Here is a 25,103-nt window from a genome sequence, read left to right on the forward strand (position 1 = left end):
AAATCTTTAATATCGATTTACTGTTTTTTCTTTAATATAGTAAACAGCCTGCACAAAGTAATGCGGCTATTATAGTTTGTGGAACACAATTACGGGAATAGGCTCAAGCCCCACAATATCGTCGTGGGTAGTTGTTAAACACAATATATTCGAACGATAAATGAGGTACCTACTGCGTAGTAACCCTCAAACTCAAAGTATCCGTTTGCATAGCTGTAAAAATGCCCAGCCCGTTGATAACGTTGGTAGGCTCGTTAACCAGGGCCTGCGAATTGCGCGATATATTGGTGGTGAGGATATTGATATATTCTTTATTTACCCGCATGAGGATCACCTGGTAGTGGCCGTAATATTTAAATGACGATTGCAGAAGGTTGTAATAAGAGGCCTGTTCCGTATTGATCTGGAAGCTGGGCCTGTTATTACTACGGATGTACGATATATAATAGGGGTCGTTATCAAGGTTTTTAAATACCAGCAGGTGGTATAATGAATCCGGGTTCGACCAGCTAATGGTTGCCCTTACCACATCGGCATAAAGCGGGTTGATAGAACTGGGTACATGAAAAACACTATCCGATATGGCGAAATTCTGCGGCTTGCCAGGCATTACCGTGCTGGCGCTGATAGTCACATTATCATAATTAAACTGCATAGTATAGGTTTTACCACTGGTTACAAACGATGAGCTGGCATAGGTATAAGTGCCGCTTGCCGACTCGGTAAGTTTAACACGCTGGCTGCCATCAGATACACTGATGCTTAAACCGGTAAGTGCGGCCCCATACGTTGCGGTGTCGGCAAGATCTTTTTGCTGATAAACCTTTACGCTTAATGTTTGGCCGGGGATAAGGTAGGCTTCAACCACAGGTTTGTTGGTAGCTAATATATCCGACTGATTTTTTTTGCAGGATGCCAGCAGGAACAGGCCTGCTATTAAACTTAATACTATATGGCGGATGTATGTTCTTATTTCCATCTTAAACTTAAAGTTAGGTTGGGGGTAAAGCCTAGGTAATTAACATTGGTGGTTATCACCTGGTTATTTTGCATTTGGTACTCGCGGTACCAGGTATTGGTATGGTTGTAAACATTAAAGAACGAGAGCCCTATGGAGCCTATCTTATGCCCGTCTATCTTCAGCAGGTCGTAAGATACCGACATATCCAAACGGTGATAGGCTGGCAGGCGCTCACCGTTTTTGTCGCTGATATTAAGGTACGTTGTGCTGTTGCCATCGGCCGTTTTAATGGTGTAGGTTGATAGGGGGGCGGTGTACGGCCTGCCGGTACTGAACAGGAATGTGGCCGCGAAGTTCCACCTGTCGTAATGATACATGTTGATTGATTTAAACTCATGCCTCACATCCTGGTTGGCATCGTAATAATAATCACCAAAGGCGCTGAATTTGTTTTGAGCTTTAGCCAGGGTGTAGCTTACCCAGCCGGTATAATTACCCATCTTTTTTTGTACCAGCACTTCAACACCTTTGGCACGGCCTGTGCCCTGGTAAAAATCTTCGGTTACGGTTTGGGTAGTGTTTGGGTTCATAAAGCGGCCGCCTGTTCGGGTTTGCCTTACCGTATATTGGGTGAGGCCGCTCAGGGTTTTATAATAACCTTCCACGCTTATCAAAAATTCGTCGGTTTCATAGCTCACACCACCTATAAAATGCCTTGCCCTGCCTACCGGGATATTACTGTTGTTGGATAGCACCCAAAAATTACGGTCGCCTGCCAGTATATCCTCGCGGATCACCTGGTTTTCAAACTGGTAAAACTGGCCCGTGGCCCCCTTCACGGTGAACCTATCGGTAAGGTTATAACTGGCCGATAGGCGAGGTTCAAAATAAGGTTTTGCTGTAGGGCCGTAATAGCTGGCGCGTAAACCTGGTTGTAAATGCAGCTTGTTATTTGGGTCGATAGCGAGCTCGGCGTATACACCTTCCAGCGTGGCATTGTTATGCTGATTTATCAGCTTACTGGTATCATTCTGGGTGTATTCGTAATCTATCTTCTTATAAGAAATAAATCCGCCAAACAGCAATTTATAAGTGTTGCTGGCCTGCCATTCCCATTCAGATTTATAGCCAACATCCTTCAGGTTATTGTTTTCGATAGTATTGTTGCTAAAGGTATGCGCTATCCCGTTACTATCCAGCAATGATCCGCCCGAACTTCCCCGGTTACGATTATTAAAATAGGAGGAGTAGGTGATGTAATTATTGGAATACAGCTTTTTATTCCATTGTCTGAACCATTTGATGCTGCTGCCCAGGTTGCCATATTTGGTATAATCGGTAATACCAATACCGGCACCCGATGATGATAAACCCGGCGGCAGGCCCAGGTCGCGGCTATTGTCGGTTTTATCGGTACCCGAGTAATAGCTTACAGAAACCTTATCTTTTTGACTGATGTTGTAAGTGTACCTGGCATTGGCATCGTAAAAGAACGAGCTTGGCGTTACCTGGTTGGCAAAGCCACCGCCGGGCCCGCCCGGGCCGCGGCCACTTCCACCACCGCCCTGGAAGGTAGTAGTTTGGTTAAATTGGTTAAATATTTTGTTGTAAAAAGGTCCCTGGTATGATCTCCTGATGGCCAGCAGCAGGGATGATTTATCTGATAGTGGGGTTTCCAGGAAGCCGCTCGCGCTCAGCAGACTCAGATCTACACCCATATTGGTTTCGTTCTTGTTGCCTTCCTTGCCATTAATTTCGGTAACGCTTGATAGCCTGCCGCCGTATTTGGAGGTAAAGCCGCCTTTATATAGCTGTACATCCTTTACCGCGCTGGCATTAAAGGCGCTGAAGAAACCATAAAGATGATCTACCTGGTAAATCGTGAAGCCATCCAACAGTACCAGGTTCTGGTCGGGTGTACCGCCCCGAACATAAGCTCCCGAAGACGATTCATTGGTGCCGCTTACCCCCGGCATCAGCTGAAATGCCCGAAGGATGTCTTTATCGCCCATGGTTGGTAGTTTATCCAGGTTGGCCGGCGAAAGCTGTAATACGCCCACCTGCCTGCTATCGGTATTCATTACCCCGCTTTTTTTACCGGTGATGCTAACTTCATTTAAGGTGTTTAATGATGAGTACATGCCGCAGATAAGGGTTGAATTAATCTTTTCGCTGCTGAGCCTGAAAAAATCTGTTTGATAGCCGGCATACGATACCTCAACAATGCAGGTATCTGATGGCACCCTAAGAAAGGTAAAATAACCTTCGGCATTAGTCATGGTATTCAGATCGGTGTTACGGACCCGAACGGTGGCAGAAGGGAGCGACTCGCCGGTTAACTGGTCAACCACCCGCCCGTTAATGCTCACCATAAAGTGTTTGGGTACCAGTTTGGGCTCGTCTTCATCATCATCGCGCTTATGGCGTTTTATTTTGGCGTTGGCAGCTTGCAATGATAGCTGGTTGAGTTTTTTAAGCCTTGCCAGATCGTCGGTATTTTGGAGGATGTAAATAGTACCGTTAGATTCAATCCAGTATTTCAGATCATTTTCTCTACAAACCTGTTTTATTACATCTTTAAGCGGCTCTTCAAAAAAATGTTCCACCACATCCATGGCGTTCAGCGGTTCGCGGTCAAACACAATACGTACCTGGTAATTCATGGCCAGGGTATCAAACAGTTGATCGAGCGGGCAGGCAAAAAAATGGTTAACGATGATGTCTTTCAATTTTTTTTGCGTTTGCTGCGCCTGTACGGCCGAATGACCTAAACCGATACTAATAAATAACAATAAGGAAAATCTCTTCATCAGGGGGGTATTTTCTTTGTGCCGAAATTGCACCCTATTTTTAATGCCCTAAAATAAAAGCGACATTGGCAGGGCTTGTGTAGATAAAGAGGGGTATTGTGTAGTGTGGTGAGTTGTGAATAGTGAGTGGCGAGTGATGAATAGTTTATTTTCTTAAATAGACAAACCATTCACCACTCACTATTCACAACTCACCATCAATTAAACCTTCCCAATCATCCGGTTAATTACATCACGGTAGCTGTCGCTTAAGGGTACTTCGGTATTAATGAGCTTGATACGGGCCCTGCGCAGCTGGGATACATGCTGCAGGTTTACCAGGAATGATTTGTGTACGCGGAAAAACTGATCGGCAGGTAACTGCAATTCAACCGCCTTGAGGCTGATGCGCGATAATACCGGCTTTTGCTGGTTTGTAAAATGGATCTTTACATAATCTTTCAATCCCTCAATATACTCCACATGGTCGAAACTTATTTTAATGAGGTTATAGTCGGCATGTAAAAAGAAATAGTTTTTAACTACAGGCTGGGGCAGGTAGCTTCTGCGAAGCTCAAACAAATCAATTGCTTTGTGGCAGGCTTTTAAAAATCTGTCCAGCGGCACGGGTTTCACCAGGTAATCAATTACATCCAGTTCAAAGCCCTCAAGGGCAAATTTTTCATAAGCGGTTACAAATATCACCATAGGGCGGTTGGTAAGACTCTTGATAAGCTGTAGACCATTGATGCCAGGCATGTATATATCGCAGAAAATCAGGTCGATATGCTCTTTTTGCATGACAAGGATGGCCTCGCCTGCGTTACGGCAGCGGCCAGCCACCTGTATGCTATGCACATGTTTTAAATTGTCCTCCAGCAAATCGAGCGCCAGGGGCTCATCATCAATAATAAGGCATCGCATCATTTAAGTTCAAGTTGCAGCATAACAATATAGGTTTGCTCGTTTTTATTGATATATAAATTATGTTTATCGGGGTAAAGCAGCTCAAGCCGCCTTCTAACATTGGTTAAGCCAATGCCGCTGTCATTATCTTTTTGCTCTTCTGCAGCATTGTAAACGTTTTGCACGCTAAACCGCAGGGTTTGTTCATCGGCTATAAGGGTTACCGCTATATCGGGGTCGGCTATGTCGCCGGTGCCGTGTTTAAAAGCGTTCTCCACAAAAGGGATCAGCAGCATAGGCTCAATGGTTTTATCGGGTGCTTTTATCTCGGAATGGAAATATATTTTCACCTGGTCGCCAAAGCGCAGCTGCTGCAGTTCGATATAACTGCGCAGGTAATCCTCTTTTTTTTGTACTGTTACCATTTCGGCATCAGTAACATACAGCATGTAACGTAATAATTTGGATAATTGTATCAGCGTAGGCTCAACTGCCGAAGGATTTAAGCGCGAAAGCGCAACTGCGCTGTTTATTACATTAAATATAAAGTGCGGACTGATCTGCGACCGCAAAAAAGCAAGTTCGGACAGGAGTGAGGCATTGGTGATATCCTTTTTTTTGTCCATTGCCTTAAACTGGTCGGCCAGGTAATGGTAGGCAAAGCTGCCCGCGGTAACGGATAATAATGGGAACAGGATAAAATTAGGCCTTGGCGGCGATATATGACCGGCCATTCCCCTGAACTCCTGCATCGGGAAATGTGGTCGCATGTACAAAAGCAATACATTAAATACCACAAATGATGCTATTAATGATAAAAAGTACAGCCAGGCGTTCTTTTTTAACAACCTGGGGATCAATAAAAAAGCATTGAGGTAAAACTCGGCTGCGAGTACCAGGTTAAAGGTGATGATACGTGCCGGCGAGAACAAATGCTGCGGCATTCCCCGCATATCTGGCCGGGAAATGATAGGTGTACCGATAATAAGTGCCCAAAATAATAGGTGAATACACACCTCGATAACAAGTGCCGGTTTTATGCGGTTGAACATATAAGCTAAGGTAACCGCATTTAAGCCATGTGTTAAATAGAATAGACGAGGGGCTTAATTGTGCCGACGAAGGACGTTTTTTAGGGGCTATTAAATTGAAGCAGGCATTTTGCGGTTTGCAAATGCAGGCTTATCGCCAATATAAAGTCAATCCTGCAAAATTGCTTATTATCAGGTTGTTTACCGTCAAAGGGTCTGCCAATTACAACCTGAGTCATTATTACACGATTAAAGTGGAATTATTTCCACAAACCAATAATTAAATTAATATTAAGTGCCGTTTTATGCGTTTTAACCAGTATTTAATAGTTGGCACTGCATTTGAATTTAACTTAATATCCTTCTCAAAAGGATTGTTTTTCATAGGTAGATGTAGAGGCCGACAAACTGCGAGAGTTTTTCGGCCTTTTTTATTTGTACCGGCTGGGCCGGAGAGAAATCGGTTAGCAAACATATTTCTTAATCCCCCGTTTCTATTATCCCCTGTATTGCCCCTTAGCCGATAAACCTGTTTTTTATCAAATAAATATTTCTAAATTAGTATTACCAATTATAAACCATCTATTCCCATCTGCCATGATCAAAAAACACCTGCAACAATGCCTGGTGGCATCTTTATCTGTATTTTTTTTATTTACCACAAGCAATACCTATGCGCAAAGCAAGGACGGCTGGCGACAACTTTTTAACGGGAAAGACCTTAACGGCTGGAAACAGGTAGGCAAGGGCAGCCGGTATGTAAAAGACGGCGTAACCGGCAGTCATGGAGGGATGGGCTTGTTATACTACACCAAACAAAAGTTCAGCAATTGCACCATCCGGCTGGTTTACAAAATGCAAAAGTTTAACAGTAATGCCGGGGTTTTTATCCGCATTCCGCTGGAACCCAGGGAGGAGTGGATGCCGGTATTTTACGGCTACGAGGTACAGATAGATAATCACCCCGAAACATCAAAGGAGGATGATTATCACATTACCGGTGCTTTGTACTCGTTAACCAAACCATTGGCCAAGCCGGGTAAACCGGGGCCGCAATGGAACACCATGGAGATAACATTGGATGGCCCGCGCACTATTGTATACGTGAACGGCCAAAAAGTGACTGATTATAAAGAGGGCGACCCAACGCCGGCACGCAAGTTTGATTTTGAGCCCTATCGCGGCATCCGCCCCAATGAAGGTTATATCGGTATACAAAACCATGGCGACGATGATGTAGTATTTTTTAAGGAGGTATCTGTTAAACCGCTGCGTAAATAACTTATGGAAAAAGCTGAGGAAACAACCGGTGCCAACGGCATAAGCCGGGCCGATTTTATAAAAAAAGCGGCCATAGCCACTGCCGGATTTTATATTGTACCCCGTTTTGTGCTGGGCGGCAATGGCTACACCGCACCAAGCGATAAGCTGTACATTGCAGCCATAGGCTGCGGCGGCGAGGGTGAAAATGATATTCGCCACCTGGCAGGTACCCCTAAAAAGAATGCCGTTATTGCCTTTTTGTGCGATGTTGACGACCGCGAGGCAGCCCCACGCCGCAAAGAATTCCCGAAGGCGCCTTATTACCACGACTGGCGCGAACTGTTTGATAAACAGCACAAAAACTTTGATGCCGTTACCGTAGCCATACCCGATCATAACCACGCGCCGGTAGGCTTAAGCGCCATGCAGCTTAAAAAACACCTGTACCTGCAAAAGCCCTTAACACATGATATCTACGAAGCCCGGATATTAACCCAGGCATCAGAAAAATACCAGGTGGTTACCCAAATGGGCGACCAGGGGGCATCATGCGATGGCATGCGTACCATGCGTGAGTGGTTTGAAGCCGGCCTGATTGGTGAGATTGAAAAAGTATACTGTTGGACAGACCGCCCCGTGTGGCCGCAGGGCATAGCCTGGCCAAAGGCAAGTCCGCCCGTACCTAAAGAGCTGAAGTGGGACCTGTGGTTGGGTACCGCCAAACAAACCAATTATATTGATAACCTGGTGCCCTTTAACTGGCGGGGCTGGTGGGAGTTTGGCACCGGCGCGCTGGGTGATATGGGCTGCCACATTATGGGGCCGCCATTTAAACTGCTGGGTTTGGGTTACCCAACCGAAATATCGGGCAGTGCCAGCACGGTTTACCAGGGCATCTTTAAAGAAGGTATTTACCCCGAAAGCGGCCCTGTATCAAGCTCCATCAAATTTAAATTTAAACAGCAAAGCGGTAAGGACCTCGATTTGTACTGGATGGACGGGGGCATTACACCCGAACGCCTTGCAGAGCTTGACCCTGCTTTAAATATGAACGAAGCCCTTGGCGATGTGCCCGCCGAAAATGATTTTGAGGGCTGCACGCTGTTTATAGGCACCAAAGGCAAGGTTTCCTGCGGATGGGGAGGGAGCCACCCCCGGTTATTGCCGCTTGCTTTGAATAAGGATGTACATGTTCCCGAGAAATACCCGCGGGTACCCGGTGGTATGGATGGCCACTGGTGGCAATGGATTGATGCCAGTATAGCCGGTTATGGCAAAATGGAGGTCGACTCGCCATTTGTGGGTTACGCCGGGCCGCTTACCGAGACTGTACTGATGGGCAACCTGCTGCTGCGCACCTTTAACCTGCGCGAAAAAATAAAACGCAACGACCCCGTTTACGGCAACATGGAAGGCTACAAATTTACCGGCCGCTATACCGGCCTAACCTGGGACGGCGAAAATATGAAGGTTACCAACTTTGAACCCGCCAACCAGTACATCCGCCGGGCGTACCGGCAGGGGTGGGGGGAGTTGAAGCTGTAGGGGAGATGACATAGATTTTTAAAATCACAAGTCAGCTGCCCGTATTTCCCGGCACACAAGACCTGCACTAAACGGCGCATTATTTAACTATCTTTAATAATAAAATTATTGCTGATGAAAAAAATCACACTCGTCGCTTTATTGTCGGTTGCTTTTTTGTTGGGCTATGGCTTCAGTCAATTAACCCGCCAACCTATCGCTGGTCCGCGTGTAACAGGGCTCGGCGGAATCTTCTTTAAGGCTAAAAACCCGGCGGTACTAAAGGCCTGGTATGAAAAAAACCTGGGGATGCGTATGGTGGGAACTGGTACTAACTTCGAATGGCACCAGGGTATCGACAGTACAAAAAAAGGCTTTACGTTATGGGCGCCATTTAAAGAAACGACCAAGTATTTCCAGCCATCAGAAAAGCAATTCATGATCAATTACCGGGTTGAACAGCTGGATGCGTTGCTCATCAAACTGAAAGCCTCCGGCATCTTACCTACAGATTCGGTAGAAAGAGTGAGTTATGGTAATTTTGTCCATCTAATGGATCCGGAAGGCAATAAGATTGAACTTTGGGAACCCAATGATGTGGAATATGCCAAGATGGGTACGATTACCACGAAATAGCTACTCATGTTGTCAAAACAAGGAAGGGGGACTATCCGGCACACAGAAATGCGGCAATCCACGTGTCGTTGCTTCATACTTGCGCGGGGAAAGGAAAAAAAGGTTGATAATGCAGATATGTTGAATTATTATTATTTTTGATTTATGGAAAGTTTAATTGTACATCCTAAAGATCAGAAGCAATTAATAGCTATTAAAGCATTTTTAAAGGCATTGGATGTTTCTTTCAAAAAAGAACCCTCAAGTCCTTATAACCCTGAGTTTGTTGCAAAAGTTAAAAGAGGTGAAAAAGCGTCTAAAGCTGGCAAGGGTGTAAAGGTTGATGTTGAGAATCTATGGAAATAGAATCGGCCACAAAAAACACCAAAATTTTAAAAGCCTTAATTCCCTATTTCCCCCGGTTTCAGCATGCGCATTCTATAGCAGTTCATAGCGGTTTCGCCTAATTGGGCTATTAGCTGGTAGTTGGCAATGGCGCCAACGGCAGCTCCAATTAAGGGGATTAGCTGGGCCATTTTTGCAAGGTCGATATAGTCGCGGTACTCCTGCTGAAAGGTGCGCCAGTCAAACTCATCAGCGTTGGCAGGCAGCAGAACGCTGTAGGCTTCCCAGTTTTGTAATAAATGGTAAATCTCGTTTCGCCGTTGCTGGCTGGAGTAGGTAAGCTGGAAAATGTAAAGTATATATAGCCTTTCTTTATAATCCATTACATCAAAACCATATAAAGCCGCAATATTAAAAAGCAATTTCATTTTAATACCAATAAGGATAGGGAACTCAGCAAATCCCATTAGTATGCCTCCTGCACCTGTAACGGCGCCTTCTACCGTGGCAGTTTTTTGATAAAAGTTTATTTGTCGTTTTATATAACTTTCTCTTAATCGGAAGGAAGCATCGGCAGCAAGCTTTTGGGTGGTTGTGTATTTAGCCCCGAAAAGTACTGCCTTAACCATTTTTTCGATAGTTACTGTTATTACCTTGTGAACCTTTTCGGGTATTAAATTGTTGATCCTGTTCTGTATGCCCTTTGCTATCCGGTTGGTAAAAGATGGTTTCTTTTGCATCTTTTGCTGCCAGTCGTTCAGCAGTAAATAGGCTTTTTCTTCGTAGGCGGTCATACAGTTAACATTACTTTTAGTAGTAGGAGCGTTATTAAACGGTAATGTGGATGCCACAACCTCCTCGTGATCGTCATTGCGAGGAGGTACGACGAAGCAACCCCCAAAATACAGATCGGATTTGCGAAGCTACTCTGTAAGGGGGGATTGCTTCGTGCCTACCCATGACGTGTTTGGTATTACACAAACATCCGCTTAAACGCTGGCCACGACTCACCCCGGCTACGCTTCGCTGGCCGACCCTCTCTCCGGCTGTGCCGCAAAGAGGGTGAAGCTCAATTTTTGTTTTATTGCCCCTCTATGCGACGCAGTCGGAGAGAGGGGCAGACGGGCGTAGCCTCGTCGGGGTGAGTCGACTCGCTGCCATGCGATATACGTATCAATTCAATCTTAACACGACACCAATCAAGCCTTCACCTCTTTGAAAACCAAAATAGTGCCGGCAGAGTAACCTGCAATCGCCAGGCCGTCCATGTCGGGGTTTAAATTGGGTACCACAATTTCGAGTGTTTTTTGTTGAAAATGCGAGGCTTTGTCGAACAGGTTGGCTTTAAAAGGGTTTTCGGTATTCTTATTCTCCAGTATCAATTTAAGCAATTTGTTGCTTTTTGATAACTCCGCTACAGATTGGCCGGTAACAGACTTGTTGCCCAGGTTTAATATATTTTTCGCCACCTGGTTAATAAACAATATTTCCTGTTTTTCATTAAGCCCTATTACCGCCCCGGGCATTTCTTCTATCAGTAATTTAATCCGCAATTCGGCCGCTATTAATTGCGAAAGGTTGGCATTTTCCAGTTCGCTAAGGTTGGTCACCATGGTATTAAATTCCTCGGCTAAACTGGTAAACTCATCGCTTGTTTTAAAAAACAGCCGGGTATTATATCTTTTTTGACTCACCTGCAGCAGGCCGTTTTCCAGTTGCTGCAGCGGATTCAGTATAAAGCCCGGAAAATTGACAATTAAAATAAAAAGGATTAAAAAGGTGATAAATACCATGCTCCCCAAAAAAAAGGCCGACTTATCTACAGTTGAATGGGTATAGTTATTTTTAAGCTCAATGGCATGCATGTTTAACCCTTCAATATTTTTCAACTGTAAGCGCGCATTCCGTTCCGCCTGTTGTTTTTGGGTTAATGCCGATGAGGAGTCGGTAAGTAAGCTGAAGGCTTTGCGCAGGTTGCCTGTTGCCACGCTTTCACCAGGTTCGGTGATGTTGTTTTCCTGTTTTTTTAGTGTTTCATCAAAAGTTTTAACTGCCTGCGAGGGTAGGGGCAAATCATTTTCATCTAAAACGGCGCGCATTTGCCGGGTGAATTTTAATGTTGCATAGTTATCCTTCAAAGTAATGCTGGAGGTTTCTGATATCACCTTGATGTAATATATAGAAACAAGGCCAAAAATAAGCACTACGAAGAATAACAGGCCAAATCCAAACAGCAGTTTATTTTTGATTTTCATAGCTATTATAATGTATTTAAAACGTAACCCTAATTTAGGCAGCAGAAGGATTTTAAGTAAAGATAATTAAAAATATGTGCTGTTTATAGGGGCATTTATTCAAGGAAATCGCTTTTTTAATATTTAAAGGGTCAAACGCCGGAAAAAACAATTAAATGAAACTGTTTGGCGCAGCATATTGGCAAATAGCGATGGGTTTGAAACCCATCGCTATGGTGAAAGTTTTAATTTAATTAAAAAAGCGATTCCCATGCATTTATAAATCGTTTGCCTGATAAAACAACCCCCACAGCTGCACTTTGTGTTATCCCGGCAAAAAATTCCCCACTTTATTTGCTACCCCCGATTTTATTTTGCATAAGTGTTGCTAATCACTGTATATTAGAAATATAATTTAAGCCTTATGGAGCCGATACAAATACCACGACCCACAATAAACTGGAAAGAACAAATGGATGACGGCAGCGCGTTTTTTACCGAGGAGATTATTATTGAAAGCGATAAGCTGATAGATAACTACCTGGATGCATTACAAAAAGCCACAAACGAACATGCCATTTGGAAAGCCATTGAAGCTGTGGTAAAAGCATTTGACAAACTTAATATAGACCTTGACTACTTTATTGACACCATGGAGCGCGAAGACCTGGCCGAATACATTCAAAAAGCAGCCGAAGCAGCAGGCTTATTTTATGATGGAGATGTAACGGAAGAGTGGCGGGAAGAGTGGTAGATAGCGTTATATATCCATGGATAAGGAGGACAATAGAACATTCCTCAAAGGCAATAATTTTCAACACTCACGCTATATTTTATTCCTACAGGCACAAAAATGCATTAAATGCTGTGGAAAAAAGGTGTAGACATTCTATTGGCAAATGACAATAGTACCGTACATTTGTTACACGAAAGAGCAATTAAAAGAAAACCCCGAAGCTACGAACTTCAGGGTTAACCAAGATTGCCATATTACTTGCTTGTGATATGTTTACTCTCTTTTCTACCAGCCTTGCTGAGCTGATATTATTGTCTAAAACATAAAAGGGAGCGTGAGCTCCTTTTTGCTACAGAACAAAGTTAATGTTTGCGTTGGAAAGCCGTTAATGCAATCTTTTAACAAAGGCCTGAGTTATTAACACTTAGCACAATAACTTTTGAAACCATTTAACGAAACAGAAAATTATAGAACTTGATTACAGCTAATTAAGATTGAACGCTAAAATGCGTAGTGTAAAAACTTGCCGGATAAAATAATTTAACATTATAATTTACTTTACTTAACACAGGCGGTTATTGAAAAATGCATAACGCCTTTGCTAAAGGTTGACAWGGATTTCGAAAATAGGTCTCAAATACGATCTCAAAACCCGGTTGTGGAAAAATAAAATATCCGGGACGATAATCATTACCCGGATATCACTGAATGGGTTAAAAATTATTTAAACATTCTCGGCCGATACAAATTTCATCGACACAGAATTTACACAATGGCGGGTATTTTTTGGAGTGAGGTATTCGCCTTCAAAAACGTGACCCAAATGCGCGCCGCAATTGGTACAAATAATAATCAGGTGCATTTCAGCACCTGACACCTAAATGTAGTATAGTTATATTCTTCTTCGGATATAATTAATTTAATTAATTTTTTTAAAAGTCATTAACCACAAGCCTGTTCTATCCTTTTCATCACACCGTTTAAGTCCCAACGCATAAGTCATTTATCAAACGTTCCGCCACTTTCTTGTGAAGCATTCTATGATGCCGCTACTTTGCAGATATCTCTTCACAGACGGATTGCTCTATTCGCAGCTGGCTCGCGACTTTAGTCTTAACCAGATGATATTATTTCTATATTCATGAACTTATTTCTAATTTTTTTCGTAAAAGTTAACAAAAGTGAAGTAAGTAATCTTGCTAATTTGAAACCTGAACCTCACAATAAATGAACAATGAAAGTAAATGCAGGTATCCTTACCTGCAAATAACCAGTCAAATTCGTACTGTTAGCAATTTAAATCGGCTTGAAACTCCAATAAAGGTAAAAATACCGACTTCTAACTCAGCATCGGTTCAATCTCATGGCTCTTATGGACACTTATTATTTGACGAAAGATGGCGATCTAAAAGGGCTTCTATATTAAAGAGAGATAATTTCAAGTGTGTAGTATGCGCTGAGTCAAACGAACTTCAAGTACATCATCGACAGTACCATTTTTCTAAAATGGAAAATCAATTCAAAGTGCCTTGGGACTATGATGACAGATTATTGATCACTCTGTGTAAAGGATGCCATAATAAGGGGCATAGCAAATTTAAAGTACCAACTATATCAATACAATAATATGGGAATTTTTAACTTTTTAAATAAAAATAAGTCATTTGAAGATTCAACTTCAACGCCGATTATAACAAACATTCAGCAGGAAAAGCCAGATATCCCTGAAAGAATTTTCATAGCAAATGAAAATGTAAGTCCAACACCAGAAGCGTCAACTCAACAAACCGTTGATAACAATATCAACTTACTATTCAGTTTTTTAGATAGAAACCACGAAAATAGAGGCTACGAAGATGCGTTAGTAAACCCCGATGTACATCATTTAAATCAAAATTTAGATGCCTTGCGTAACGAACTCATCCGTACGGTAAATAAGGTAAAAACGTTTTACGAGGACTTTATAAAGGAAATTGATTATCACATAGATAGTAGAAGTCGCAGTGGTATGGTCGATACTGTTGAGGAACTGAAGATGAAAAAAGAAATTGCGGAAAACCATATTCGAAAGGTTTTAGATATAGAAGCCAGTGCAATCAACAATACCGGCGATAGCCAAGGCATTTTATTGAGTTATGCAAAAGGGTTTAGAAATGGGTTAGCAGCAATCTCTCACCATGCTGTATTAAAAAGGAGATTATAAGATGGGAAATTGGTGGCTAAAATCCGGATGTTTTTTAACGGGCTACAACTATAATATCTTGAATGCCTCAAGTGAAATTTCTGCTAAGGCTGTGAAACGATATACATCCGCATTATTAATCGTATGTATACTATGGTCGTTTATAGGATATGTTTTCACTGAGCGTTATTTAAAACTTGGTTTGTTGGGGTGCTCACTCGGCGCTATAATTCTTTGCGTAATCATAATTCAAATTGAAAGACAGATAATTCTTGCTGGTCATAAAAACTGGAAGTTATTTGCGTTTCGAGGTATAATCGCAATTACAATGGCTATGATTGGGTCCGTTATTATAGACCAAATAATTTTTAAAGAGGATATTGATCAAAAACAGATTTATTTACTTGATGCTAAAGTTAATAGGGTACTACCTGCTAAAGCAGAAGAGCTGCGTGCACAAGCCAATCAATTAGATTCAGTAATCGCAAAAAAAGAATATGAAAGAAAAGCTATAGTTGAAGATATTTCTCAACACCCATTGATTAAAGCCGTAACATCGCAAAGCTCGCCTCAGCAATTAAAAACGACTACCACAGATTCTTCTAAACTTTCTACAACGAGCACACGGTTAGTGAGTGCCACTACTTTTACTGTAAATTCTATCCAAAACCCCAAGATGGCTTTATTAACCCCATTAGATGTACAAATTGCATCGTTGAGAAGTCAAAAATCAAATAAAGACAATGCAATACTCGCCTTAAGACCTAAAATTGCTAACGAAATTAAATCTAAAGTTGGCTTTTTAGACGAATTACAGGTCATGTATACTTTAATAACTGAATCGGGAGTGGCATTAGCCGTATGGCTACTATGGTTTATATTTTTAATGTGTATAGAACTTTTTATTATGTTTAGCAAAATTGGAGAAGAGCCTAATGATTATGACGCAACCATAACCCACCAAATGGAAATACAAAAGAAAAAACTTGCGTTGTTAGCAGTCAGTAGCAACACTTAGTTGCTTTTAGACCAAGTACAGTTTATTATCATTTTTCCAATCATACTAACTATTTGCGACACTAGCGTATTTACACATACTTTTTATTTATCATACGACATACCTATCTTTAGAAATGAGTTTTACTATTGAATTTAAGGGCACCTTTTATATTGTAAGTCAAGACCGTGACAAGAAGAAGTTCTTCGATATAACATTTAATGATAGCTATCAAAGGATTGTAGAGGACAATAGTGGTAACTGGCATTATGCAGAAATGAGAGACTTAGAAAAGAAGACAGCCCGGTTACCTTTGCAGTCTCTCGGCCTAGAAATACGGAGATACCTTAACTCTTAACTATGGAACGAAGCCCTGCACAAAAAACACAGCTAACCGTAGCTATCATAGGGGCAATAGCTCTTGTTATCGCAGCACTTATAGGCAAGTGTAGTTTTCCGTCAATCAAAGACAGCAAGGCTGAAGTCGCAAGACCGCAAACTATAGTTGCAGGCATAGTTGTTGATGAAGCAACCAATGGAAATATCAACCTTGCTGAAATTACATTAGTTGGAAGGAATGAACAGTGCTCTACAGACCAAAGTGGAAATTTTAAGATTATACTTAAGGATAGTTTGCCCGAAGTTAGAATTAGAGTTCACAAAGCCGATTACCTTCCTTATGACAAAACATTTAACCTACCAAATGATAACATATTTATCCAACTTAAGAAAAACAAGAGCCATTAATGACTGCCTTCGGGTTATACTTTTTGTTTTAATCTCCGGTCAGGTTTACGCTCAACAAGTAACGCTCACCGGACAGGTTGCCGATTTAAAGAACGCCCCCATTTCCTTGGCTACAATTAACTTTGTTGGCAATAGTATTACTACTACTACAGATGACAATGGGTTATTTGCAATTAAATTGCCTTTGGACTTTAAGAAAGGCGATCAACTTACTATACGGGTTTCAAAAGAAGGGTATAAGACCAGTACCAGGCTTATTACTATATCACCAATTTCTATACCTATTAGGTTAAGCAGACTGCCGCATTACGTTAAACCCGCTACAATCACGACACCCACTAATTTATCCGCAAATGTCAAATTAGGTGAACAGAAAATTCCATCTTCATCAATTGGTGGTGTTCCAAATATCAACAAGAGTTTTGGTGACGTTAGTCCATCAATAGTTGGGGATAATAGTCATATTGTTGGCGGATTTGGCAATTCTGTAGGCATTAATGGTGATTTAAATATAACTACTGAGAAGAAACTTGCTGATGATTTTCTTTCGTTAGTATACACTAGTGTAGATGATTTGGTAAAAAATAAAGGGTTCAATAAGAATAACATCACGGTTATGGCTGAACAATACTCCAATGCTCCTGCAGTTTCTAGTCAAATTGTTTTGTATTTTAAGGAAAGGGGATATAGCATCGGTTCTGGGATTATTTCTTCTAACGGTCCGATGATCAATGGTATATGGATCGACACATCAAATAGATTTTTTCTACAAAAGAATCGAGGGAAAGGGATTAAGATAATCTTAGGTTATTTTAAGTAGTACTTTGCATGAGTGCATATACTGATGGTGCTTACTGTTTATTTCGATTGGAGKGTATATAAACGATTTGTCGTTTAACAGATCGTCTAATGAATCTGTCTATAAACTCAGTTAGGAAAGCCCACTGTTACACACAAGACTTTCGCTAAGTGGTATATAATAAAATTGCGCTGTGATGAGCTATGATATATTAATAAGAAAGAGATATTCAGGAGATCGACTCAAGAACGTGGTTGCTGATTTTTTAAATATCAGCGTCAATTCAATTGGTAATATTTATGATTTAGGCCCTGGCGGAGATGTAAATATTGATGTCGATTATTTGGATGGAGATTTTGCTACACGATTATCAGTATATAAAAGTGATGACTTAATGGCCGAGTTAAAGGAAATTGACTTTGCCATTTATATATGCGAAATTTTGAAAGAAACCGTGTTAATTACTTATTGGAGTGATAACCCTTTTTTTTGGATTAGGATTCATTTCAATGGAGAAATATATAAAGTAAAAGAAGTTCCCAGCGAGCGGGAGAAGTTCATTCAAATCAATAAGCTTTTTAAAGAAAAATTAGAAAAGGAAGATGTTATATCTAATCTTAAATAGTTCATGCTACGTTCTTCATTAGTAGCCGGTATGAGATGCACCCCCTGGCTCCCGTCAAAGTGCGGCCCTTAGTCCTGTTTATTAATATTTACAAAGATATGAGGCTCCAGCCTTGTGGCCCGCGTGCTAAGTATTGAATATGCAAATACCGGATGTACGTTTCATCCGGGATTTTGTATTTTTAGCGTATGAGCCGCAATTATAAATTCAGAAATCCGGAAGGATTATATTTTGTAAGTTTTGCAACCGTTTTTTGGATAGATGTTTTTTGTAAGGCTGCAATATTTTGATTGCCTAACATCGTGCAGTCCTAAAGGTAGCGGATCACAAGGCAAGAGCCTTGCGACAGCGGAGGAAAAAGTTTGGGTTTCTATTTTTATTATTAGGGTTGAACAAATTTATGATACAGTAAAACAAAAAGTAATATTTGAACACAAAAACTGCATACCCTATTACCATACCCACAGATAGCCAGCTATCTAAATTTATTTATGGACAGTTTGAAAAATAATTTTTTAGTGATGACCTTGCTTCGATATGGATTTCATATCACAGTTTTCATTCTTTTTTACATAATCGTTGACCGTTCGTATTTTCCCGCACAGCAGGCTTTGGTGGAATCGTTATCAATCCACCGCTACGTAACCCCGGCATCGGTGTCACAATACGTATTTAATGGTTTATTGTTTTTTTCAATAATATGTTACTGGGCTGATTACAGGATCATTCGGAAAAGCATGCTTAAAGAATATATGATACTATATCTTTTGGCTTTGGACGTGTTTTGTTTATTTCTCGCTACTATGCTTATGATCTGTTTTAACAACGTTGTTTACAACAGAAATGAAATCGCCGATGCCTTATCCCTGAATAGTGTTTCAACCACTTTGGTCTTAATATTTCTTAAAGATTGGATTTTCATTAGGATAAATAAAAAAAATGACTCCATAACGAATAGTATGCAGTGAACAGAATGGCATTATTTGAATTAATCTGTCAAAATGGGTGTTCGGTAGAAAATCACAAGTCATCTGCCCGCATTTCCGCACACAAGACTTGCGCTAAGGTGGGATTCCCGCAATAATCAAAGACAATACAGGAAATAAAAACAAGGAATGATCAGTCTGGTCTTGTTTTTAATTCCCAATAGTTTTGAGGCCAGGTGGTATGGTATTTTAGGATGTCTATTTTTGGTGTTTCCAAAACCTGCCTTTTCCCTCGGCTATCCATTCTAAAGCTTCTTTTATTCTTTTTTGTCGTGTTTCGTCGGTTTTGGCGTCGGTAATCCAAACAATATATTCCTTGCGGAAAGAGTTGGATTTGCTTTCAAAAACTTCTTTTGCTTTGGGGTTAGATACTAATGCGACCAGCAGATAATCGGGCGTTTCAAGTATCTTGGGTTTATCAGATTCCGGCTTGTTCCTTTTTATCTTGATGCCTTTTTCGTTTAACTGCACGGCTTCTTTAAGCATCACTATAAATTCATCGTCCGGTGGGAGGTCGCTTATTTTGCTGATCTTTCCTAAAAATCTTTGGATCGGTTTTAAGTCCTTGTTTACCTTCAAACGCGGGTCGGTCATCAGTTCGGCCTTCAGGAACGTGAAAGAGCAATGGTTTTTATAGGATGCCACTACGCACATATTATCGCCGTTATATTCAAAATGAGGCAGGCTCCATTTTATCGTTTCTTCGGCATCCGGGCAATTTTCATGAATAAGTAGGCGCCAGTGCTCAAGAATCGGTTTTGCAAAATCTTCCGAGTTAACTATGTAAGCATCCACAGCTGAATTGTAGTTCATAACATTTAATTTTTTAAGTGTTTACGATTATCGGAACAAAAAAACTTAAACAGGAGCAGAAGATTTGGTCGAAAACTTGGATAAACAGGTCAATTTAATTACTTGCGTTGTTTCCGGAACTCCGAAGGCGACAAGCCTACATGCTTTTTGAAGAATTTGCCAAAATTAGCAGGGTCTGAAAAGTTGAGTTGATAGGCAATCTGGGCTACCGCAAAATCGGTGTATTGAATAAGCGACCTGGCTTCGCTGGCCAGGCGTTCAGCAATAAAAGTAAGTGCATTTTTGCCCGAAACATGTTTGACAGATTGGGAGAGATAATTAGCGGTAACCGAAAGCAGATCTGCGTATTCCTGCACGGTGCGCTTATTGATATAATGGTTATCAATTAACTGAATAAATTTACGCAACAGGATTTGCTGCGCTGTAGCCATTGGAATATCCTTTTTCTTTTCCAACGCAAAGTCTTCCAGGTAGTAGAGCAAACCGAGCAACTTTAACCTTGCTTCAATATGTTGTGCTTTGGCCGACCCTTCATAGGCAGCAAATACAGCTTCAAAATGTGGTGCTAACTGTTTAAATGCGGCGTGGTCAAACTTAAACAGGTTGGTGTGTAACACATCAAATAGGGGAAATTGCTGGTGAAAGTCTGGTTTGAAGAATGAGAAGCATTTCGGCTTAAAATAAATCACATAACCCTCCAGTGCATTGTTATGAGCAAAGCTATACACAAGATTGGGCGAATGAAAGACGAGATAGGAATCAGGATCATGAATGGTCTGATCGCCATAGTTAACTTCGATCTTACCGGAATTGAATAGCAGGGCAAAAAAATAAAATGAACGTTTAAAAGGTGGCCTGTATATCTGCAAGTCCTGATCGAGTGGCTTTAACCTCAAACAGTAAAAGTCTGGATCAGTTGTTCGTCCCGGCCATGGAATAGAGGCCAGGAAATCGTTAATTTCTGTGTAATAAGAAAGAGTAATTTTCATTTTCTCCATAAAATACATCGCATAAGGGTTGATCCTAAAATAGAGAAAGAAAATCTCTTCACCTACTGATACCAAAAAATCGCCGTCTGGAACCACTAATATTATTATATAGTTTTCACCGCCCTTGGCGCAAGTCTTGTGTGTTAGGACAGTGTGGCGGCTGACTTGTGACTTTTTAGATTAAATATCTTTCTTTAGAGTATTTGCAAATATCATTATCAGATTTACTGCTAATATTGTAGTTAAGGTTAGACTGATCACCACAAAAGCACCTTTGTCATGAAAGGCAAAAAAGCTTATTACTAAAATCAAGTGCACGAAATTTTTTAGTACATTGAGTTTTGAATTACAAGTAAGTTTGTCAGTATAGAAGTATAGGATGTAGGAAACAACAGTGAAACCTAAACCGGGCAATGCAAAAGCTATTGGATACATCGAGCCTGCATTACTATCTCCATGCTCATGATTTATCCCATAAACCAAGAATACAAAAAATAAGAATGGCATCGCCATCAATGACTTTTTCAAAACGGTTTCAACGAGCATGAGTGTATTGATGTATTTTAAATGCAATGTACAAATTTATTTATTCGGGAATCTTCAAAGCGATGTTCTCCTCTATTCGCAGAAGGCTCGCTGAACGACTTGCCCCCCCTTGGCGCAAGTCTTGTGTGTTGAGGCAGTGTGGTGGCTGACTTGTGACTTTTTAATCCAAAAGCTCTACCTCCATTAGAATGCCGCCTTTGTTCATATAGTTACTGGCGCTGCTGTAAATATAGTCGCCGGGCTCATTAACCCAACCTGCTTTAACCGGGTTTTGATGAATGTAATCTAACTTTTGTGCAAACAGGTTGGAGTTCGGATGGAGCTCGATTGGATGATTGTCTTGCTGCCAAAATTGATAGTTTATATTGTTAGAATTGGCTTCGCCCGCATCAGCTAATAACCGGAGCATCCAACGTTTCCTGCTTTCCTGCGGGTTTTCTATAATTTCCTGTATGATTTTAACCGAAGAAAACTTTTTCATATCGCGCATTATTGCAGATAAATTTTGCTCGCCCTTGCTGCTGATAATTAAATGAACATGGTTGCTCATGATCACATATCCATGAACGGCTAATCCTTTTTCTTTTATACAATGCCGAAAACTATCCAATAAAATATCTTTATAAAACTGGCGTGTAAAAACATCTATCCATTCTACTACCGCGAAGGTTACGAAGTAAATTCCTTCGGGATTATTAAATTTATATTTTGTGCTCATTGCTTAAAAATATAAAATAAGATGGAGCTAAATTTAAAAAAAAATCACAAGTCATCTGCGCACATTTCCGACACACAAGACTTGCGCTAAGGGAGGGTATAATAAGGTTGGTTTACAGTTATTTATGAAATCAAGATATAAAATCAAAACATAAAATCCAATATTTTTTTGATAATCTCCATTCAACCCCGTGAAAATTCTTTTTATTGAAACGCTTACCCTTAAAAACAAGTAAAATACTGATAATTTGCATTTTGACTAAATATGATATATATTTAGTTAACCTTTATCCTCCTTCCCCATGATCAACCTAACCTTCCGCCGAAAACTAAGCAAAATACTGTTGCTTATTGTTGCATTACTAACCCTAAAAGCACACAGTCAGGAAAAATGCCTGATCATATCCGATCTGCATTTCAATCCCATTTATGACACGGTCATCAAACAGCAACTATTGAGTACTGATGTCGCAAATTGGAAACAAACATTTACAGCTTCTCCGCTGAGTTCGAACAATTACGCGAAATTCAAATCAGACATCAATTATAAAAGCCTGGAATCAGCATTGGATGCCATGAAAAAGACTTTCGACAATAAGCACACCCGGCCACGCTTCATTATCATAACTGGGGACATGCTCTGGCATGCTGGTCCGGTTAAACCGCTTTCCGATATCATCCTGCTACAGAAACAAGCCCTGAAATTCATTGCCGCTGAAATTCGGGGCAGGTTTCCAAATACCCTTGTGCTGCCGGTACTTGGAAATAACGACACCGACGAAGGTGATAATAAAATCCAAAGCGCTCCATTTTTAAATGCCTTTGAAGAAGCCTGGCAAACGAATGCCCCGGAAGCTTTCGACACAAGTTTAAGCCAAACCGGATACTACGCGTCAGCCATAAATGCAGGCCCCGATATCCTGATCATGAACACGAATTTGGTTAACCCCACTGCACCGGAGCATGCAGGTGACAACATGATGACTTGGCTCGAAGAAAAGCTCAATACAGCGAATCAGAATGGGAAAAAGGTCTGGATCCTCATGCACATACCGCCAGGAATGGACGGAAATACCGGTCGCCCGCTGTGGCAGCCTGTTTACACTCAAAGGTTTCTTACAGCTATTGGCAGATATTCCGGCGCCGCAGGTAACCAAACGATCAAAACAATGATCGCCGGACATACCCACCGCAATGACTTCAGGATCATTTATAAGAATAATGTACCCATCAATATCATTCGTGTCGTGCCATCCGTCAGCCCCATATTCTATAACAACCCCGCCTTCATTGTCGCCGGTATTGATTCAGTAAATAAGACAATAAGCAATCAGGAAACATGGTATTTTGACCTCAACAACCCGCAGAACCAATGGAACAACCACCAAACAGTCGAAGAGGCCATCGGTCGCGGATCAACGGATCCTGTTCAGCTAGCCGAAAACCTTTCCAGGTTCAGGACGAGAGATCAATTCGACAGATGGGTAGATTTCACAACCATTAACAACCGGGTCGTACACAATCGGCATAACAGGTATCCGGAAACCTTCGGGAACAGTGGACAATACTGGGATGCGGACTCGCTTGTGGTGCTGGGGAACTGATAACCATAAACAGCAAAACACACTTAAATCCAAATACCATGGAAACAAAAGATATCGCGATCATCGTTATAGGGATCATCGCTATTTTAGGGATTATTTTCGGAAGGAAGATCGTTTTAAAATCCCGGTTTTTCAACATGAATTCAGAGCCTATTGGCGGAAGAAACCGGGCGAAGGTGAAAGGAGGCGGCAATCAGGTGATTCAACATACAGGAGGAGCAACTAAAAATGCCTCGAACAATTCAGCAAATGTAAACGGTGAAAATAACCGGATCGAACAGGATTAAAACAGAACAAGCGTGACCATCAATTACATTAAAATTGTAGGCGAGAACAATCTTGTCATACAGCAGGCTAATGGCGATATCGTAGAGATTACAATATCAGCTTTCATTGAACAAAGAACAACGGAATTATCCGACAAAATCAGACTCTTAGAAAAGACCATTGTCGATAAAGAAAAAATACAATTCTTCAATGATAAAGAGATCATCAAGCTTTCCGCTGACCTGAGTGTAATCAGAATGGAAAAATCGCATTTGGAAAAAAGGATCTCAGATATGCTCATCGAGTTTGATAACAAAGATTTTTCAAAAGCCAGCCACCTTTTCCAGGTATCTTTTTCGCTATTCATGTCCGGTAAAATTGCGGAAAGCCTGGAGATATTGAATAAAACAAACCTCGAAACAGAACTTGATGCCTTGGAATATGAAGAAAAACGCCTCCTCATAAAAAAACAAGAGCTCGCGGAAACATTTGCTTTCAAAGCATTTGTACTTAGTCTGATATTTGAATATCAGGAAGCAAAGCAAAATATTATAAACGCTATTAAACTAGACCCCAATCAGTCTTCTTATTGGAATAAGCTCGGCGTCATTTACAACAATATAGGGGAATTTGAAAATGCGTTTGAAGCTTTACAAAAAAGTTTAAAACTGGAAATGTTGTTTAATGAGCCAAAATCAGAATCTGTTGGTATCAAATATGAGCGATTGGCAGAAGTTTCCATATCTCTTGGAAAAGTGCAGCAAGCAAAAGAATACCTTGAGCAATCCCTTGCCATTGGCCTATATTTAAACAACAACGAAATTTTGATTGAAACATATTTCGGACTTGGAAAATTGGCTAAAATGCATTTTAGTTATAAACAAAATCTGAATTACTTGGAATTAGCATTACAAGTGATTCAAAAAGCAGAATATAAAGAAGTCTATTTAGCTGACCTTTATGAAAGTATGGGCACCGCACATTTCCAGCTAAATAATTTCTCTGAGGCTTTACGATACTTTGAAATGTCTCTGTCGATCGAAAAAGAAAGTAAAGCAGAAGACGTGCTAATCGGAGGGAGCATCTATTTCAATCTTGGTTGTGCGAAGACACATTTAAATGATTTCGAAGAAGGGATTAGGTTAATAAAATATGGAATTGAGCTGGATGAAAAGATCTTTGGCAAGGATCACTACGGAATAGCACGATATTATAGCTTTTTAGGAAGCTTGAGCGCCTATAAGCCATTTGGCTTCGATTCCARAAAAGCTTATTTATTAAAAGCCATTGAACTTGATGAAAAATATTATGGAATAAACAGCCACGTTACGGCAAATAACTACTATGGATATGCGATTACTTTGCAAACGGAAAATTTCCACAGCGAGGCCGTCTTATATTTCAACAAAGGAATACAAGCCCGGAGG

The 25,103-nt window shown here is 40.9% G+C and carries 24 protein-coding genes and 1 pseudogene; 14 read left to right on the forward strand and 11 right to left on the reverse strand.

Features of this window, described 5'->3' with window-relative positions; genetic code table 11:
* Positions 1 to 169 precede the first annotated feature (169 nt).
* From AC1DO4_RS23795 to AC1DO4_RS23810, 4 genes are all read right to left on the reverse strand, one after another.
* Positions 170 to 979, reverse strand: coding sequence for a DUF4249 domain-containing protein (locus AC1DO4_RS23795; protein WP_477420057.1), 810 nt, complete (start codon positions 977 to 979; stop codon positions 170 to 172).
* Positions 970 to 3,771 (reverse strand): TonB-dependent receptor, encoded by a 2,802-nt coding sequence (locus AC1DO4_RS23800; protein ID WP_477420058.1) that lies wholly within the window; start codon positions 3,769 to 3,771, stop codon positions 970 to 972. Before AC1DO4_RS23800 ends, AC1DO4_RS23795 begins: the two co-directional genes overlap by 10 nt.
* 201 nt (positions 3,772 to 3,972) lie before the next feature.
* Positions 3,973 to 4,677 carry a LytR/AlgR family response regulator transcription factor gene (locus AC1DO4_RS23805; protein WP_477420059.1) on the reverse strand — a complete coding sequence of 235 codons (705 nt, stop codon included), beginning with the start codon at positions 4,675 to 4,677 and terminating at the stop codon, positions 3,973 to 3,975.
* On the reverse strand, positions 4,674 to 5,708 hold the full coding sequence (locus AC1DO4_RS23810; protein ID WP_477420060.1) for a sensor histidine kinase: 1,035 nt from the start codon (positions 5,706 to 5,708) through the stop codon (positions 4,674 to 4,676). The genes AC1DO4_RS23805 and AC1DO4_RS23810 overlap by 4 nt, the downstream gene beginning before the upstream one ends.
* 29 nt (positions 5,709 to 5,737) lie before the next feature.
* On the opposite strand from AC1DO4_RS23810, the gene AC1DO4_RS23815 reads away from it, so the two are divergent.
* The 5 genes from AC1DO4_RS23815 to AC1DO4_RS23835 all read left to right on the forward strand — a co-directional run bounded on the left by AC1DO4_RS23815 (position 5,738) and on the right by AC1DO4_RS23835 (position 9,455).
* Positions 5,738 to 5,971 carry a hypothetical protein gene (locus tag AC1DO4_RS23815; protein WP_477420061.1) on the forward strand — a complete coding sequence of 78 codons (234 nt, stop codon included), beginning with the start codon at positions 5,738 to 5,740 and terminating at the stop codon, positions 5,969 to 5,971.
* A gap of 313 nt (positions 5,972 to 6,284) precedes the next feature.
* Positions 6,285 to 6,968: a 3-keto-disaccharide hydrolase gene (locus AC1DO4_RS23820; RefSeq protein WP_477420062.1), complete on the forward strand. Its 684-nt coding sequence runs from the start codon at positions 6,285 to 6,287 to the stop codon at positions 6,966 to 6,968.
* Between the two features lie 3 nt (positions 6,969 to 6,971).
* On the forward strand, positions 6,972 to 8,495 hold the full coding sequence (locus AC1DO4_RS23825) for a Gfo/Idh/MocA family protein (RefSeq protein ID WP_477420063.1): 1,524 nt from the start codon (positions 6,972 to 6,974) through the stop codon (positions 8,493 to 8,495).
* Between the two features lie 114 nt (positions 8,496 to 8,609).
* Positions 8,610 to 9,110 (forward strand): VOC family protein, encoded by a 501-nt coding sequence (locus tag AC1DO4_RS23830; RefSeq protein WP_477420064.1) that lies wholly within the window; start codon positions 8,610 to 8,612, stop codon positions 9,108 to 9,110.
* A gap of 144 nt (positions 9,111 to 9,254) precedes the next feature.
* Positions 9,255 to 9,455, forward strand: a complete 201-nt coding sequence (locus AC1DO4_RS23835; protein ID WP_477420065.1) for a DUF2683 family protein — start codon at positions 9,255 to 9,257, stop codon at positions 9,453 to 9,455.
* 35 nt (positions 9,456 to 9,490) lie between these two features.
* On the opposite strand, the gene AC1DO4_RS23840 is transcribed toward AC1DO4_RS23835, so the two are convergent.
* Positions 9,491 to 10,228 (reverse strand): EcsC family protein, encoded by a 738-nt coding sequence (locus tag AC1DO4_RS23840; RefSeq protein WP_477420066.1) that lies wholly within the window; start codon positions 10,226 to 10,228, stop codon positions 9,491 to 9,493.
* A gap of 405 nt (positions 10,229 to 10,633) precedes the next feature.
* The gene (locus AC1DO4_RS23845; RefSeq protein WP_477420067.1) at positions 10,634 to 11,689 is read right to left on the reverse strand and encodes a HAMP domain-containing protein; all 1,056 of its coding nucleotides are present in this window, start codon (positions 11,687 to 11,689) and stop codon (positions 10,634 to 10,636) included.
* Positions 11,690 to 12,092: 403 nt separating this feature from the next.
* On the opposite strand from AC1DO4_RS23845, the gene AC1DO4_RS23850 reads away from it, so the two are divergent.
* Positions 12,093 to 12,422: a hypothetical protein gene (locus AC1DO4_RS23850; RefSeq protein ID WP_477401809.1), complete on the forward strand. Its 330-nt coding sequence runs from the start codon at positions 12,093 to 12,095 to the stop codon at positions 12,420 to 12,422.
* Positions 12,423 to 13,128: 706 nt separating this feature from the next.
* On the opposite strand, the pseudogene AC1DO4_RS23855 reads toward AC1DO4_RS23850, so the two are convergent.
* Positions 13,129 to 13,254: pseudogene (locus AC1DO4_RS23855) on the reverse strand (peptide-methionine (R)-S-oxide reductase); the annotation flags it as partial.
* A gap of 777 nt (positions 13,255 to 14,031) precedes the next feature.
* On the opposite strand from AC1DO4_RS23855, the gene AC1DO4_RS23860 reads away from it, so the two are divergent.
* The 5 genes from AC1DO4_RS23860 (at position 14,032) to AC1DO4_RS23880 (ending at position 17,754) form a co-directional block, all read left to right on the forward strand.
* On the forward strand, positions 14,032 to 14,607 hold the full coding sequence (locus AC1DO4_RS23860) for a hypothetical protein (RefSeq protein ID WP_477420068.1): 576 nt from the start codon (positions 14,032 to 14,034) through the stop codon (positions 14,605 to 14,607).
* Position 14,608: 1 nt separating this feature from the next.
* The gene (locus tag AC1DO4_RS23865) at positions 14,609 to 15,604 is read left to right on the forward strand and encodes a DUF4407 domain-containing protein (RefSeq protein WP_477420069.1); all 996 of its coding nucleotides are present in this window, start codon (positions 14,609 to 14,611) and stop codon (positions 15,602 to 15,604) included.
* A gap of 339 nt (positions 15,605 to 15,943) precedes the next feature.
* Positions 15,944 to 16,330 carry a hypothetical protein gene (locus AC1DO4_RS23870; RefSeq protein ID WP_477420070.1) on the forward strand — a complete coding sequence of 129 codons (387 nt, stop codon included), beginning with the start codon at positions 15,944 to 15,946 and terminating at the stop codon, positions 16,328 to 16,330.
* On the forward strand, positions 16,287 to 17,150 hold the full coding sequence (locus AC1DO4_RS23875; protein ID WP_477420071.1) for a carboxypeptidase-like regulatory domain-containing protein: 864 nt from the start codon (positions 16,287 to 16,289) through the stop codon (positions 17,148 to 17,150). Before AC1DO4_RS23870 ends, AC1DO4_RS23875 begins: the two co-directional genes overlap by 44 nt.
* Positions 17,151 to 17,325: 175 nt before the next feature.
* Entirely contained in the window at positions 17,326 to 17,754 is a 429-nt protein-coding gene (locus AC1DO4_RS23880) for a hypothetical protein (RefSeq protein WP_477420072.1), read from the forward strand.
* Positions 17,755 to 18,938: 1,184 nt separating this feature from the next.
* On the opposite strand, the gene AC1DO4_RS23885 is transcribed toward AC1DO4_RS23880, so the two are convergent.
* The 4 genes from AC1DO4_RS23885 to AC1DO4_RS23900 all read right to left on the reverse strand — a co-directional run bounded on the left by AC1DO4_RS23885 (position 18,939) and on the right by AC1DO4_RS23900 (position 21,806).
* Positions 18,939 to 19,553, reverse strand: coding sequence for a YdeI/OmpD-associated family protein (locus AC1DO4_RS23885; RefSeq protein WP_477420073.1), 615 nt, complete (start codon positions 19,551 to 19,553; stop codon positions 18,939 to 18,941).
* A 98-nt stretch (positions 19,554 to 19,651) separates the two neighbouring features.
* Positions 19,652 to 20,638 carry a helix-turn-helix domain-containing protein gene (locus tag AC1DO4_RS23890; protein WP_477420074.1) on the reverse strand — a complete coding sequence of 329 codons (987 nt, stop codon included), beginning with the start codon at positions 20,636 to 20,638 and terminating at the stop codon, positions 19,652 to 19,654.
* Between the two features lie 84 nt (positions 20,639 to 20,722).
* Positions 20,723 to 21,088 carry a hypothetical protein gene (locus AC1DO4_RS23895; protein WP_477420075.1) on the reverse strand — a complete coding sequence of 122 codons (366 nt, stop codon included), beginning with the start codon at positions 21,086 to 21,088 and terminating at the stop codon, positions 20,723 to 20,725.
* Between the two features lie 160 nt (positions 21,089 to 21,248).
* Positions 21,249 to 21,806 (reverse strand): REP-associated tyrosine transposase, encoded by a 558-nt coding sequence (locus tag AC1DO4_RS23900; RefSeq protein ID WP_477420076.1) that lies wholly within the window; start codon positions 21,804 to 21,806, stop codon positions 21,249 to 21,251.
* Between the two features lie 301 nt (positions 21,807 to 22,107).
* Here AC1DO4_RS23900 and AC1DO4_RS23905 point away from each other — a divergent pair, with 301 nt between their 5' ends.
* The 3 genes from AC1DO4_RS23905 to AC1DO4_RS23915 all read left to right on the forward strand — a co-directional run.
* On the forward strand, positions 22,108 to 23,409 hold the full coding sequence (locus tag AC1DO4_RS23905; protein WP_477420077.1) for a metallophosphoesterase family protein: 1,302 nt from the start codon (positions 22,108 to 22,110) through the stop codon (positions 23,407 to 23,409).
* Between the two features lie 38 nt (positions 23,410 to 23,447).
* Entirely contained in the window at positions 23,448 to 23,696 is a 249-nt protein-coding gene (locus tag AC1DO4_RS23910) for a hypothetical protein (protein WP_477420078.1), read from the forward strand.
* A 12-nt stretch (positions 23,697 to 23,708) separates the two neighbouring features.
* A partial coding sequence (locus AC1DO4_RS23915; protein ID WP_477420079.1) for a tetratricopeptide repeat protein occupies positions 23,709 to 25,103 on the forward strand: 1,395 nt, incomplete at its 3' end.

Source organism: Mucilaginibacter sp. P5_A6, from assembly GCF_056400585.1.